A 13,989-nucleotide genomic window follows, 5' to 3' on the forward strand; every position below is an offset into this window, starting at 1 on the left:
TTCATTTTTAAAATTCTTCCCTAAATTTTCGATTCCCTAAAAATCTTACCAATATACAAATAGCGCCAATTACAACCGCTATCCCTATACTGTATAAAAGTACGCTACCATATCCCCCTATTCTCGGATCTAAAAACGGATAAGGATACCAATTCACAATCGGGCCACGTATTAAGCTGTACACAACGTAAAAAAACGGGAATAAGAGCCAACTCACAGCTTGTTTCCAAGTGATTTTCTTACTAGGTGGATTTAAAATCCAATCTAAAAGCATTGCAATTGGCATGATATAATGTAGCACCGTATTTACCCATGGTATTGCGGTTTGAAGTGATTCTTCTAATCCTCTTAATAACAAAAAATAAATGAGTCCTGTCGTAAGTATATATACAGTTGCCGCGCCACGAAGTATACCAAACTGCTCTGATCGACCAAATGTAGCAGTTCCTATACTACTAAGAAGGAGGATAACTGCTACTAAGATGTTACTTTCAATCGTGAAAAAGCTAAAAAAATTAACTGGATTGAATGGTTTCACTTGTGATCGTATTATAAATTGCGTAATAATCGCGCTACATGCTAAAAGACTTAAACATAGTCTAAATAAAGATAATGTTTTTACACCTTTCATACATTCTCTCCTCTTTTTATTTAAACTTATCATTCTCCTGTACATGCTCAATAAATAATTTCAATGGAACGAGTCCACGTTTTGGCATATGACTACTTATTACAGCAACAAGCTCTAACTGCGGAATGGTAACGATGTATTGTCCGCCGTATCCCATAGCGAAATATATATAATACGGTATGTGAAATCTTTCGTTATTCAATACCCACCAGTGATATCCATACGCCCCAACATGTTCATACGTTTCAAATAGAGCTGTACTTGATTCTTCTAACCATTTCGAGGATACAATTTCATTACCCTGCCAATATCCATTCTGCAAACATAATATTCCGAGCTTTAATAAATCTTTAGACTTCATTTTCATACCGAATCCGCCGACATGTATTCCTTGGGGATCTTGTTGCCACTCATACTCGGTAATTTCTAACGGATCAAATAAGTAGTTTTTCGCAAACTGCTCTGTCGACATTCCAGTAGCCTTTTGGATAATGTAGCTAAGCAAATGCGAAGAACCTGAGTTATAATTCATTTTTGTAGCCGGTTCTTCAATTATTGGTTTTTCTAATATGTACTGCACCCAGTTTTCCGATTCTACAAAATCATTTGGGAACACTACTCCATTTCCAAACTCTTTCCAATCCTCACCTGTAGTCATCGTTAATAAATGATACAGAGTCAAATCCTGCTTTTCCTCAGATACATTTTCAATCCACTCTGTAATCGGTGTATGTATATCATTTATATAGTCTTTATCGATTGCAATACCAATTAATATAGATACAATGCTTTTTGTAATCGAATTTACTTTAAATAGATTATTTTCACATTCTAACGTTTTATAATACTCAGTTGTTAACTCACCTTTTTGATAAACAAGAAATGTATTTACTTTTTTCTTTTCAAATTTATTTTCTAGTTGCTTGAAATCCAAAACTTTACCTCCAAATTAAATCATTACTTGATTTATTATATCTTGTAACTTCAATTAAAACATACTTGTGTTCAAATAAAAAACAAACCTGTCAGTAATGAACTGACAGGTTTGTTTTTATAATTTCGTGCGAACATTCCAAAGCTCTGGGAAGAATCGTTGATCAAGTACTCGCTTTAAATAAGATACACCAGAAGAGCCGCCTGTTCCCATTTTATGTCCGATAATGCGTTCTACTGTTTTCATATGACGGAAACGCCATTGTTGCAACCAATCTTCAATATCGATTAATTTTTCAGCGAGTTGATATAAATTCCAATATTTTTTCACATCCGCATACACTTCAATCCAAGCTGCTTCTACTGTTGCATCTTCTTCATAAGGCTGCGTAATATCACGATTTAATACATCTTTATGTATCGGGAATCCTTCTTTTACGAGAGCTTGAATTGCGACATCATACAAACTTGGTGTATGTAGCGCTGTATGAAGGCGACCGTGTAATTCTGGATCTTTTTCATAAATTTTTAATGCGTGAGGCGTTTTATAGCCAAGTGCATACTCAATCATACGATATTGATACGATTGAAAACCAGAAGCTTGACCGAGTGAATCACGAAACTCAATGTACTCTGATGGCGTTAATGTCGCAAGAATATCCCAAGATTGAATAATTTGCGACTGAATTTTTGATACACGTGCTAACATTTTAAAAGCTGGTTGTAGTTTATCTTGTTTAATAGATTCGATTGCTGCGTTTAACTCATGTAAAATAAGCTTCATCCAAAGTTCACTTGCTTGGTGAATCACGATGAATAACATTTCATCATGATGGTCTGATAATCTCTTTTGAGAAGAGAGTAAACTATCTAATTGTAAATACTCCCCGTATGTCATATTCTCTTTAAAGTCCGTATGAATCCCTTTTTCCATAATTACCTTTTCGTTTTCTTTCATATTAACCAAACGCCCCTTTTATATAATTCTACTTATATTGGTCTAATAACTGCTCGAACTGGACTTCCATCTGCTTCTGTTAAGGCAAGTGGTAATGCGATTAATTCATAATCACCGTCTGCTACATGATCTAGTACGACATTTTCTAAAATGTGTATGCCATGTTTAAACAATTGATGATGCGCTGCTAATTCTTTATCATCTAATGGATCTACTGATGGTACATCTACCCCGATTAAACGAATACCTTTCTCTGAAAGAAATGGTGCGATATCAGCACGTAAATGCGGTATTATATCTGGGAATTCATTCGTTTTACTATGTGAAGATGTGCGTAACAACAATCTTTCTACGCCTTCTAAATGAAAGTTTTCTAATTCCTTTTTCCCAATGCTTTCAAGATTAGAAACATCTATGATGCGCGCTGGACCAACATAAACTTGAACATCTAAATCTATTACTTTCTTTCCATCATTATCAAAATGAAACGGTGCGTCAATATGAGTACCTGTATGAATACTCATCGTTAACTTTCCGACATTTACTGACCCACTTTCTTCTTTTGACCATGAAACTTCATACGAAAATGGTGTATCCCCTGGCCAAGTGGCAATATCATTATTTAGCGGTTGTGAAATATCAATCCACTCTGATGATTTCATGTTTATGCCACAACCTCTCGCTTATTTTCAAACTGCTTATATTCTTCATCTTTCATAATTCTCTTTAAAATTTGAACAGAATTCCATACTTCCTCGTATGTGTTATATAAAGCAACTGGCGCGAGTCTTACTCCATTAGGTGCACGGAAATCAGGGATAACTCCATTCGCTTTTAACGCTTTACATATGCGTGCTGCTTCTGCATGCTCTAAATAAATGTGTCCACCTCGTTTTTCATCCTCTAATGGATTGCCAATTGTAAATCCAAAATCTTTTAATTCATGATCAATTAAATCCAGCATGTATCTTGTAATATGTAGCGATTTTTCACGTAAACGTTCTATACCAGCATCTTTAAATATTTCAAGAGAACCAATTAACGGCGCAGTACTTAATACGTGCGGTGTACCAATTTGATAAGCACCTGCATGATCAGCAGCTGTTAATGTATGTTCCATATCAAACTGTTTATCTTTTCTAGAACTAAACCAACCTGATAATCCTGGAAGTCTATTAAAATGCTTTTTATGTACATAAAGCCCCGCAACACCACCAGGTCCTGCATTTAAATATTTATAATTACACCAAATAGCGAAATCAACATCCCATTCTTTGAAATAATGCGGAATAGAACCGATTGAATGACATAAATCGAATCCGATATGAATACCACGCTTATGCGCTTCCGCTGTTAAACGTTTCATATCAAGAATTTGGCCGCTTCTATATAGTACAGAAGGCAATAAAATTAACGAGATATCATCTGTCATTGCGTGAATAATATCATCTTCAGAAAGTGTCCTACCATCCCGGCTCTTTACTCGTACTAAATGCTCTTCTGGATCTAATCCTTTTAAACGAATTTGACTTTGAAGTGCATATATATCTGACGGGAATGTTAATTCATCAGCAAGAATTTTTGTACGTATTCCTTTCGGCTCATAAAATGTCGCAATCACTTGGTGTATATTTGTCGTAGTGGAACCGGTTACAATAGTTTCTTCTGGTAAAGCTCCAATAAGAGGTGCAGTCAACTCACCTAATTTCTCCGAGAGGAAAAACCACGGATGCTCTCCTTCAGTCCAGCCGTCAATGCCATACTCCTTCCATGAATCTAGTAAAGTAAGTAATGACTTCTCTGCCCTTTTTGAAAGCAGACCTAATGAGTTTCCATCTAAATATATCGTTCCTTGTTTTTTATAGAATTCAGTTTGAAAATCTTTCAGTTCATCATGTTTATCACATTCAAGCGCATATTCATAAGTTGGTTGAAATGGTTCTTTATACATGGTGTCACCTTCTTTTAATTTTCTTTTTATTCTAACTAATTGAAATATATCACCTTAGTTGATATGACGTCAATGATATTATGTCAGTTGACTTTATATGTGAATTTCTTTTACAATACAGTTATATTTTCAGATATTTCAGTATAAAGAGGTGATTCTTTGAAAAATAGTACTCTTTCAACAAGAAAACACCGCTCCTTAGAAACTAAGAAGAAACTATTACACGCTGGTTACACGATTTTTATACATAACGGATTTCAAAAAACGACAATTACACAAATTATTAAGCACGCAGAAACTGGTTATGGAACGGCATATGTATACTTTAAAAACAAAGATGATCTCCTCATTGTTTTAATGGAAGATGTCATGATTCAATTTTATGATATTGCTGAGCGCTCCTTTTCGCCTCAAACGAAAGAAGAAGCACGTATAATGATTCAAAATCAAGTTAGAGCATTCCTACAATTAGCAGAGAAAGAACGAGCTATATTGCAAGTTGTACAAGAAGCAATTGGATTATCAAAAGAGATACGTCAAAAATGGAATGAGATACGGGAACGCTTTATAAACAATATTACGCAAGATATTACATACTCTCAAGAAAATGGATTAGCACAGCCTGAATTGAATGAAGAAATTGTAGCGCGTGCTTGGTTCGCGATGAATGAGATGTTTCTTTGGACGATTGTGAAAAATAATAATAATTTAGAGTTAGAAGAAATAGTACATACATTGACCGAAATGTATACGACGGGATTATATAAATAGCACACCTTCAATAAATAAGGTGTGCTATTTTACATCTATAAAAATATTTTATCTGGGTACGGTAACGCTAGTGGTGGCTTTTCAGATAAAGAGAAATATTGTAGTTTTAAAGATTCACCATCTATCAATTTTAGATCGCCGCTTATCCACTTCATGAATCATTTCAAGTAAGTAATGTAAGAGAAACTTTTACTTATGAAGTCTCAAATAATAGTATTGAAATTACTAGAGATCCAGGTCCAGCAAAAATTCTAAATACAGAGCCAATACATTTATTAAGTATGAAAAAACTCATTACTAATTCTAATGATTGGCGTACATCTCCTGTATTAAAGAAAATTCAAATCTTCGGTTATATCGATGGCATTCCAACTTCTATTAACGGAAATGTTTTAAAACGATATTTCCAAGGTAAGAAAAGAGAACGTAACCTTACCTCTTCTGAACTTGCTTATTGGATGACAGAAAGATTTTGTATTGATAGAAAGATGTACCAAACAACTATTACAATTTTTAATGAGCGAACTTCAAAAAAATAACCTGTTACTCAACATATTAAGTAACAGGTTATTTTAAATATTTTATTACCGATACAATGATACAAATTAGCGATGTAAGTAAAAGCAATAGTCCCATATTCTTATTCTCTTTTTCATCTTTCTTAATGTTTTGTATCCCCATACCAGCAAGCATAAAACCTAATAATAATTGCAAAATAAGCATACTTTGCTTCGAATCATCATTCCAACTGTAAATAGAATAGCCCATTACAATAATAGCGAGTATGAATGTGGTAATTCTAATCATAAAAACACCCCCTATTTAATTCGATTGTTTTAACCTACTTACAATTCCAACAATAAACTTATACTCAGCTCTACTTTTCCTTACTTTTTTAAAGCCTTCTTTCGTATCAAAAATTAAACACGTTTTCCGAAACCACATTCGTACATATAAAGACTCAAAATAAATAGGTTTTATAATTCCTCTTTCTTCAAATTCAGTTCCATCTTTATTTTCGGTTTCTGTTCGAACAAACCACTTATTTCCGATGCCAATTTCAATATACTTCACATAAGTCCTCCTTCCGGAAATTAATTTCTAACTATTCTATTATTTCCCCGGTAAGCGCATATTCCGACAGAACATGAGCCCACAAAGAAAAAGTAGATTACAAAAATCTACTTTATAGCTTATATTTTTGCATTCGTTTATAAAATGTACTTCGAGGTACATCTAAAAGTTTTGCAGCTAACGAAACATTTCCATTCGTCTTTTCTAGCGCTTCAATCATACTATCACGCTGTATTTTTTCACGGAAATTTAATGTATGCTCCGTTTTGTTTTCTACTTGCAATGCAAGTTGCTGTTGATTTCCCATCATAGTTTGTAATAAAAAAGAGATTTGTTTTTCGCATATTTCCCGTCCTTGCGACAAAATGTAAATACGTTCTAATACATTTAATAATTCCCGAATATTTCCGGGCCATGCATGTTGTGAAAATTGATTACAAATGCTCTTTGGAAATACAACATTCCAATCTTTTTGTTCACAAAAATGTTGTATGAAGTACGGAATATCCTCTTTTCTTTCCATTAACGATGGAACATATAGCGGATAAACATGTAAACGATAATATAAATCTTGACGGAAATTCCCTTCTTCTACTAATCGCAGTAAATCTTTATGTGTCGCAGTAATAATACGAATATTTACTGGTACCTCTTTTGAACTGCCAATTGGAGTTACTGTTCGCTCTTGTAAAACACGCAATAATGCTACTTGCATCTTTGGCGGCACTTCACCAATTTCATCTAAAAATATTGTTCCTCCGTCTGCTTGTTCGAATTTCCCTTTATACCCTTGGCGCCGCGCACCTGTAAACGCACCTTCAGCATAACCGAATAATTCACTTTCCATTAATTCTTTTGGTAATGAACCGCAGTTAACAGCTATAAAAGGGCCATTTTTTCTTGGACTATTTTCATGAATCGCTCTCGCAACATATTCTTTCCCTACACCTGTTTCACCACAAACATATACACTAGCATCAGTTGGTGATACAAGCTTAATTTCTTCTAAAGTATGTTGAAATGCACTGCTCGTCCCAATAACTCCAGGGAAAGTAATTCCGTTTATAAATGAGGAAGTATAGAGTGCATTTTCTTGTTTATTTTCCTTTAAATAAATACATTTCCCAATCATTCTGTTATTACTGTATACTGGTACTTCTAACTTAGATTTCAATCCATTGTGCATTAAATCTTCAAGTTTCATTCGTGACCAATTACATACTCGTTCACGAATTCTCTTGCTCGCAGAAACGATAATATCACGATGATTACAAATAACAACTTGTTCATCACTGTCAATTACATCTAAAAAACGATGGATTAAATGAAGTTCATTTTGATGCACTCGAATACTACATTCACGTTCAATCGCATGTGCAATCGAAGTTACCATCCCGAGCATATATGGATGAGAAAACTCAATCGGACAGGAGAAATCTAGAACCCCTATTAATTTCCCATCATCATTATGAATGGGAGCGGCCGCACAACTCCAGCTATGAGATGCGACAGAATAATGCTCTGTACCACTTATCATAATAGCCTCTTCAATCTGTAACGCGGTTCCTATCGCATTTGTACCAACAGCTGCTTCCGTCCATTTCACACCTTCAATGAAGTTAATATGTTTCGCTCGTTTTAACGTTTGTTGATTTCCACTTAGCGATAGAACGTAACCGTCTGGATCAATTAATAATGCCATCATTTGCAGTTCGTCAATAGTTTTCCTCATATTTTGTAATTGAGGTATTGCTATATCAAGGAAGATTTCACTCTTTTTCTTTTGATCGTGAAAAATATTAGAAGACAAAATTTTCTGACCTTTATTCATATGAGGGTTCACATTTGCTTGTTTACATCGATGCCATGACTCTGAAATTCTTTCGTTTATACGGTTCGAATCAAGGACACCTTCATCAATAAACTTTTTCCATGTATGTAAGTAAAACGGTGAAGCTAACATCGTATCATCTCCCTATTCATTGTTTTGGAGATCTGTAAAAACATACTTTTATTATAAAACTGAATAAAAGCGTTTTCAACAAAACTAGAAAGACGACACAAATATGTTAATAATTAGAATATATTAATGAACTTCTTTATTCTTTTTTAGTAGAACTATATTTTGTATAATGGACGCAAAGAAAATACATAACCAAAACCACTTTTGTGGAGTGCCGTTTATAAAGAAAACTGTCACCGCTATTGCAAATAAAATGGTAGACGCTAAACTAAAATATAATTTTGTTTTAATTCTCATAATCTCTCACTCCTCTATCACTTTACAGTACATACTAACTCTTCATTTTTTAACTCTACTATGTACTTCTGTAAAACATATTCTTTCCCGCCATGTTTTTCATACCAATCCTGTATTCTTTTAACATGCATCTCGTCACTTCTAATTTTTGATTCAATTTCTTTATACTGTTCATAACTATCATATTCCCATATGGCGAATATTTCTGTTGTACCATCATTATTATCTTTCATCCAGCGTCCTATTAGTCTGGAACCATGCTTTAACTGATTAGGTAAGTTCGTGTTAGTAAAATGCTCATTAAATATTTCTACAAATTTATTCTCTACTATATAGTACTTTCTTCTGTAAAACATTCCACTACACCTCTTTTATGAAATGTATGAATAAATCTTCCCATTACTACCGTATTATAATACTTCCCATCCGACAGCCTTTTATCATTTTTCAAAACACCTTCTACTTCAAAACCTAATCTTTTATAAAGTTGAATGGCTTTTTCGTTTGTCCCTAACACTTGTAATGATATCTTTTTTACTTCATTTTCATCAGCCCACTGAATACATTGTTGCAAAAGACTCTTGCCCATTCCATATCCCCAAAACTCTCTTAAAATACAAACGCCAAACTCTACTTTATGGGATAATCTTTTCAAATTTGACCCTTCACATCTTGAAAATCCAACGATTCGATTGTGCACTTCTGCAACTAAAAACAGATTCTTTGTCTCTTCACTATCTGTTTTTATTATTTTTTGAAACCCTATCTTATCTATAAATCCCTCTCCAGCTTCTCTATCCATATTTTCAGTTTCGCCATCGATCTGAACTCTAATCTTCGATAATTGCTCAGCATCCGTTTCAGCTGCAGAACGAATTGTATAAGCTAATCCATTTATATGAAACTCTTGTCCTTTTATAATCATTTCAAACTCCTTTTAAATGCAGTCTATTGATGCGATTACAATTTCTTTACCTTGTTTCTCAAATTCTTGAATCGTTTCTTTACTAGCCTCTTCATCTGTTATTATAAGATCAATTTCTCTCAGTGACTCTCCTTTTATAAAGCAGTCTATTCCGAGTTTAGTATGAGGCGCTAAACAAATGTTTCTTCTAGCAATCTTACTTACTGTTTTACTAAAATAAGCAACTTCCGGCGTTGCAGTACTTATACCATTCAATGAAATGCCGCCACTTGTAGAAAAATACAGATCAATTGAGAATTGACTTATCAATTCTGAGGCAAGTGTATCTGTCATATTTCCTGATGGTTTCACCTTTCCTCCAATTAAATACGTATCAATATTCTTATATTCCCGTAACGTACTAGCAATTTCTATAGAATTTGTAACAACTGTAAATGATGTTTCAGGTAAATACTTTAACATCGCATAATGAATAGATGCCCCGCCAATAAAAACGGAATCTCCTTCTTGTATGAATGATGCAGCAACTTTCGCAATCGCTCCTTCATCTAGTGAACTATCACGATAACGTTTTGATGGTTCGGCAGCTAAATTCCTTACTCTAGCAAGTTCGATTGCACCTCCATGTGTTCTTTTTAACAAGCCATCCTTCTCCATAATAGACAAATCTCTTCTTATAGAATCAATAGACATATCGAAACTTTCCGCAAGATCTTTAGCAATTACCCTTCCATCTTTCTTAAGTAACTCTAAAATTTTCTCTCTACGCTCTTCAGTAAACATGTTCACACCACCGTTATTGAAGATTCAAAAAATTAATCTGTATTTTCATTATATGCATGCTTTTTCTGTTTTACAATATTTTCAATTCTTATTCTTTCAGCTTTGTACAGGTTTTCTCCTTCTTTCTATCCCATTACATTCAACACCGAATAAATACATATTTGTATATTCTATTAAAATACTTCCATTTACCTCCTTGTTGTTGTAAAATTATTCCTATGTTTTACTTTTTAACACAGAAAGGAATTACTATGAAATCTATAATTAAAGTAACTTGTACAGCATTATTATTTACAGGGCTGATGGCAGGATGTAATGGGAATACTGCACCAAAACAAGAAAAGAGCGCTCTTGAAAAGAATGCAATGCACTATGGGGAAATATTTAAAAACGAATACTATAGAGCAACTGTTGAAAATGCTAAATTCGAAAAAATAGACAAAGAGTGGCGCCTCACAGCTCGCGTTACTATAAATAACGCTCGTGTTGACGGACAAACGATAGATCTTTCAGAAATAAAATATTTCATAAAAGATGACAAAACGGGTGAAAAATACGAAGGTGAAGTTATACAAAATGAAAATGCTAAAAAGGTTCCATCTGAATTCTCTTTAACTACCGACATTGAATTTAATATGAAAACTTCACCAAAAGATTTAAATAATATGTATTTATATATAGATAGCAAAGCTGCGCCGTTAACAGATACATATTGGAAACTTGATAATTTAGCATCTAAATAAAAAACAGTCATATAAGACTGTTTTTTATTTGTAAAGTTATAAAGTTTACTAGTTACTTTTCTCAAGAAATACATCTTTTGCACAAATCGTCACTTCTTCAAATGGGCAATCAAATAAAACACCCAATTCAAAACCTTCATTAGTAAGATCTATTTCATGACATAACCACCAAGCACCTTCAAAATTTTCTGGGATAGAACATTTCGAAACTCCTGTAAAAGTTACTTGAAGTTTATCAAATCCACTAAAAGTACCACTGCAATCTAAAGTTATAATTAGCGTATCTTTTGATCTTCTCTCTACTGATTCGACTACACTGTCATGTAGTGAGTATTCATGTAACTGAATAACATGTGTTGGGAGTTTTTTCTTAATCGAATGGAAGTGCTCTAAGTAGAATCGTTCTAAATGAGCCCTTCTTTTCTCACAATCCTCTATCCATTCTTTCATAAGCTTTTTCAATTCACTAGAAGGATATTCTGAATTAATTGTGGTGCTATGAATAAATGGATGTATGGATTCAGGAAGGAATTTTAATAAATCTGTTTTCCTTTCCTTTATTTCATCTATTAAACTTTGTATATCCATTTCTAACCATTCTTTTATAGACTCTATAAAACTTACAAATTCTATAATTTGTATTTCTTTATACCAATCTTTATTGAAATACTTCAATGGCTTTCCTCCTAAAACATTTTAACATCCAGCAAAAGCGATATATCTATTTATTATATCATTCCAATAACTATTTTTTCTAAAGAAAAAATGCAAAACTGTAAATATTCCGCCTTTTATTTCTAAAACTTCAGAATATTTACAATAATGAGTAATTAGAATACATTTTACTAGTACAAAGATTCACCTGTACAAAAATCTAAACAAAAAGGGATGGTTATATGTTGAAGAAATTAGTAGCAGGTACATTAGTAGCGGGATTTGCATTAACTGGAGGACTAGGAGTAGCAAGTGCTGAAGAAAAAGGTAACACAATTAAGTCTTTTGATTATTTAAAAGTGGATGAACAGAATGTTAATTCATTTACAAAATTAAGTGATCAGGATAAGAAAGACATCCAAATTACTATGGTATTACCAGAGCAAAATGAAAATGGAGATTGGCTAGCTTATGGTTTTACTAGCCGTGATACATTAGATGCTTATATTGAAAAGGATAAAAAAGTAATTAAAAATAAAATTAATCCTTTAGGTAGCGGCGCTGGTAGTACTGATTTTTATGAACATAAAGATAAAGGTGGTCAATATATTTACTGGAGTAGCGGTTTTAAAAATTTACCATCTAGCTGGAACGACAGAATTTCCTCTGTAAGTACAGCATCACCTTCTGCAAGTTATTCGACGACACTTTGGGAGCATACTTCTACACAAGGATATGGAAAAGGTGTTGTATTTAAACACGCTGATTGGTACGGTAAAACTGCTAATTTAGCTGCTGATTGGAACGATATTACTTCAGCGATTGACGTAAAAAAATAATAGGATATTCAATTTCTTCTGTAAAAATTCAAACCACTATTCTCTCATTCATTTAGAGAATAGTGGTTTATTATAATTCCATTTAAGCATGTACAGCATGTCCTACCGCTTGCAATAACGCTTCGTGAATTGCTTCAGATAAAGTTGGATGCGCTGCAATATAATCTCTCATAATATCAGCGGTAACTTCCGTATGAATCATTACAGTTCCTTGTCCGATTAGTTCGGTTGCATGAGGACCGATAATAGAAATCCCTACAATTTCTTGATATTTAGGTTCAACAATGACTTTTACTTTACCCGTTTGTTCTCCCATAATAAGCGCTTTTCCGTTTGCTGTAAAAGGAAATTCTCCAATTTGTATGTCACCGTACTGCTCTCTTGCATCTTTTTTGTTTAAACCAACGCTTGCAATTTCTGGTGCTGTATAAATACAGCGCGGTACAGCATGGTAGTTTACTTTTACAGCTTCTCCACTCGCGTGTAATGCTGCTGTCGTTCCTTCGTGGAAGGCTACGTGAGCAAGCTGGATTCCACCAATCACATCACCTGCTGCGTAAATATGTGATACATTGGTTTGCATATGTTCATTCACAGAAATCCCTTTATTTGAATATTGAATGCCTGCTTTTTCTAAATCTAATTGTTGTACACGTGGTTTTCGGCCGACAGAAACGAGAACAAATTCTGGATTAACTTCTTGGATACTTCCTTCATATTCAAATGAAGCTTGCTTCTTATAATTATTTAATCCTTTTAAAGCTGCTCCTGTAAATATTTCTACACCATCTTTTTCTAGTTTCTCTCTTAAAATATGTGCGATATCTTCGTCTTCACCAGGTAATAATTGCGGTGCCATTTCAACAATCATAACCTTTGTTCCAAGACGACTATAAATACTAGCAAACTCGCAACCTATTACACCACCGCCAACAATTAATAATGATTTCGGTATATTTTCTAGGGACATCGCATGGCTACTATTTAAAACCCACTCTCCATCAAATGGAGCAAAAGATAATGCAGTCGGTTCTGAACCTGCCGCAATAATGAACTGTTCTCCATCTACTACAGTCTCTTTATCACCGTGTGTAACTCTCACTCGGTGATCCGTTTCAAATCTCGCTTTACCTTGTATAACTTTTATTTTATTTTTCTTCATTAAATATTGAATTCCTTGGACGAGCTGCGTTACGATTTGTGATTTCCGCACCTGTATTTGCTTCCAATCAACTGAAATACTTCCTTCGTTAAGCGTAACTCCATAATGATTCGCTTTTCTCACAATATCATGCACTTCTGCACTTTCTAACAATGATTTTGTAGGCATGCACCCCACATTTAAACAAGTCCCACCAAGATCAGCTTCATCAATAAGAGTGACATCTTTTCCATTTTGAGCCGCGGTAATTGCCGCTACATAGCCAGCAGGTCCGCCTCCAATAACAACTAATTTACTCATTCTCT

General features: G+C 33.9%; 17 protein-coding genes and 2 pseudogenes. 4 read left to right on the top strand and 15 right to left on the bottom strand.

What is annotated here, in order from left to right; genetic code table 11:
* Nucleotides 1-7: 7 nt before the first annotated feature.
* The 5 genes from KVT31_RS18860 to kynU form a co-directional block, all read right to left on the bottom strand.
* Entirely contained in the window at nt 8-631 is a 624-nt protein-coding gene (locus KVT31_RS18860; protein ID WP_088096592.1) for a Pr6Pr family membrane protein, read from the bottom strand.
* A gap of 16 nt (nt 632-647) precedes the next feature.
* A complete protein-coding gene (locus KVT31_RS18865) occupies nt 648-1,565 on the bottom strand; it encodes a serine hydrolase domain-containing protein (RefSeq protein WP_088096593.1) in 918 nt (305 codons plus the stop codon).
* A gap of 117 nt (nt 1,566-1,682) precedes the next feature.
* Nucleotides 1,683-2,522 carry a tryptophan 2,3-dioxygenase gene (gene kynA, locus KVT31_RS18870; protein ID WP_088096594.1) on the bottom strand — a complete coding sequence of 280 codons (840 nt, stop codon included), beginning with the start codon at nt 2,520-2,522 and terminating at the stop codon, nt 1,683-1,685.
* A gap of 32 nt (nt 2,523-2,554) precedes the next feature.
* The gene (gene kynB, locus KVT31_RS18875) at nt 2,555-3,184 is read right to left on the bottom strand and encodes an arylformamidase (RefSeq protein ID WP_088096595.1); all 630 of its coding nucleotides are present in this window, start codon (nt 3,182-3,184) and stop codon (nt 2,555-2,557) included.
* 2 nt (nt 3,185-3,186) lie between these two features.
* Nucleotides 3,187-4,473 (bottom strand): kynureninase, encoded by a 1,287-nt coding sequence (gene kynU / locus KVT31_RS18880; RefSeq protein WP_088096596.1) that lies wholly within the window; start codon nt 4,471-4,473, stop codon nt 3,187-3,189.
* A gap of 159 nt (nt 4,474-4,632) precedes the next feature.
* Between kynU and KVT31_RS18885 the strand changes: the two genes are divergently transcribed.
* The gene (locus KVT31_RS18885; protein ID WP_088096597.1) at nt 4,633-5,244 is read left to right on the top strand and encodes a TetR/AcrR family transcriptional regulator; all 612 of its coding nucleotides are present in this window, start codon (nt 4,633-4,635) and stop codon (nt 5,242-5,244) included.
* Between the two features lie 35 nt (nt 5,245-5,279).
* Here KVT31_RS18885 and KVT31_RS18890 read toward each other — a convergent pair.
* Nucleotides 5,280-5,387: pseudogene (locus KVT31_RS18890) on the bottom strand (NUDIX hydrolase); the annotation flags it as partial.
* On the opposite strand from KVT31_RS18890, the pseudogene KVT31_RS18895 reads away from it, so the two are divergent.
* Nucleotides 5,385-5,783: pseudogene (locus KVT31_RS18895) on the top strand (hypothetical protein); the annotation flags it as partial. The pseudogenes KVT31_RS18890 and KVT31_RS18895 sit on opposite strands and share 3 nt — an antisense overlap.
* A 28-nt stretch (nt 5,784-5,811) precedes the next feature.
* On the opposite strand, the gene KVT31_RS18900 reads toward KVT31_RS18895, so the two are convergent.
* The 7 genes from KVT31_RS18900 to KVT31_RS18930 form a co-directional block, all read right to left on the bottom strand.
* On the bottom strand, nt 5,812-6,051 hold the full coding sequence (locus KVT31_RS18900; protein WP_088096598.1) for a DUF3953 domain-containing protein: 240 nt from the start codon (nt 6,049-6,051) through the stop codon (nt 5,812-5,814).
* A 15-nt stretch (nt 6,052-6,066) separates the two neighbouring features.
* Nucleotides 6,067-6,318 (bottom strand): DUF3977 family protein, encoded by a 252-nt coding sequence (locus tag KVT31_RS18905; RefSeq protein WP_088096599.1) that lies wholly within the window; start codon nt 6,316-6,318, stop codon nt 6,067-6,069.
* 112 nt (nt 6,319-6,430) lie between these two features.
* Nucleotides 6,431-8,281 (bottom strand): sigma-54-dependent Fis family transcriptional regulator, encoded by a 1,851-nt coding sequence (locus KVT31_RS18910; RefSeq protein ID WP_088096600.1) that lies wholly within the window; start codon nt 8,279-8,281, stop codon nt 6,431-6,433.
* A 123-nt stretch (nt 8,282-8,404) separates the two neighbouring features.
* Complete coding sequence (locus KVT31_RS18915) at nt 8,405-8,578, bottom strand: hypothetical protein (protein WP_088096601.1); 174 nt, start codon at nt 8,576-8,578, stop codon at nt 8,405-8,407.
* A gap of 17 nt (nt 8,579-8,595) precedes the next feature.
* Nucleotides 8,596-8,934 carry an NIPSNAP family protein gene (locus KVT31_RS18920; RefSeq protein WP_088096602.1) on the bottom strand — a complete coding sequence of 113 codons (339 nt, stop codon included), beginning with the start codon at nt 8,932-8,934 and terminating at the stop codon, nt 8,596-8,598.
* Nucleotides 8,907-9,503, bottom strand: a complete 597-nt coding sequence (locus KVT31_RS18925) for a GNAT family N-acetyltransferase (RefSeq protein WP_088096603.1) — start codon at nt 9,501-9,503, stop codon at nt 8,907-8,909. Before KVT31_RS18925 ends, KVT31_RS18920 begins: the two co-directional genes overlap by 28 nt.
* A gap of 12 nt (nt 9,504-9,515) precedes the next feature.
* Nucleotides 9,516-10,286 carry a DeoR/GlpR family DNA-binding transcription regulator gene (locus KVT31_RS18930; protein WP_088096604.1) on the bottom strand — a complete coding sequence of 257 codons (771 nt, stop codon included), beginning with the start codon at nt 10,284-10,286 and terminating at the stop codon, nt 9,516-9,518.
* Between the two features lie 251 nt (nt 10,287-10,537).
* Here KVT31_RS18930 and KVT31_RS18935 point away from each other — a divergent pair, with 251 nt between their 5' ends.
* A complete protein-coding gene (locus KVT31_RS18935; protein ID WP_088096606.1) occupies nt 10,538-11,029 on the top strand; it encodes a hypothetical protein in 492 nt (163 codons plus the stop codon).
* A 48-nt stretch (nt 11,030-11,077) separates the two neighbouring features.
* On the opposite strand, the gene KVT31_RS18940 is transcribed toward KVT31_RS18935, so the two are convergent.
* A complete protein-coding gene (locus KVT31_RS18940; RefSeq protein WP_088096607.1) occupies nt 11,078-11,704 on the bottom strand; it encodes a DUF4085 family protein in 627 nt (208 codons plus the stop codon).
* Between the two features lie 221 nt (nt 11,705-11,925).
* Here KVT31_RS18940 and KVT31_RS18945 point away from each other — a divergent pair, with 221 nt between their 5' ends.
* Nucleotides 11,926-12,522: a hypothetical protein gene (locus KVT31_RS18945; RefSeq protein WP_088083806.1), complete on the top strand. Its 597-nt coding sequence runs from the start codon at nt 11,926-11,928 to the stop codon at nt 12,520-12,522.
* An 82-nt stretch (nt 12,523-12,604) separates the two neighbouring features.
* On the opposite strand, the gene lpdA is transcribed toward KVT31_RS18945, so the two are convergent.
* The gene (gene lpdA, locus KVT31_RS18950; protein ID WP_088096608.1) at nt 12,605-13,984 is read right to left on the bottom strand and encodes a dihydrolipoyl dehydrogenase; all 1,380 of its coding nucleotides are present in this window, start codon (nt 13,982-13,984) and stop codon (nt 12,605-12,607) included.
* Nucleotides 13,985-13,989 lie beyond the last annotated feature (5 nt).

Source organism: Bacillus sp. GbtcB14 (assembly GCF_019091205.1).
Classification (GTDB): domain Bacteria; phylum Bacillota; class Bacilli; order Bacillales; family Bacillaceae_G; genus Bacillus_A; species Bacillus_A cereus_AG.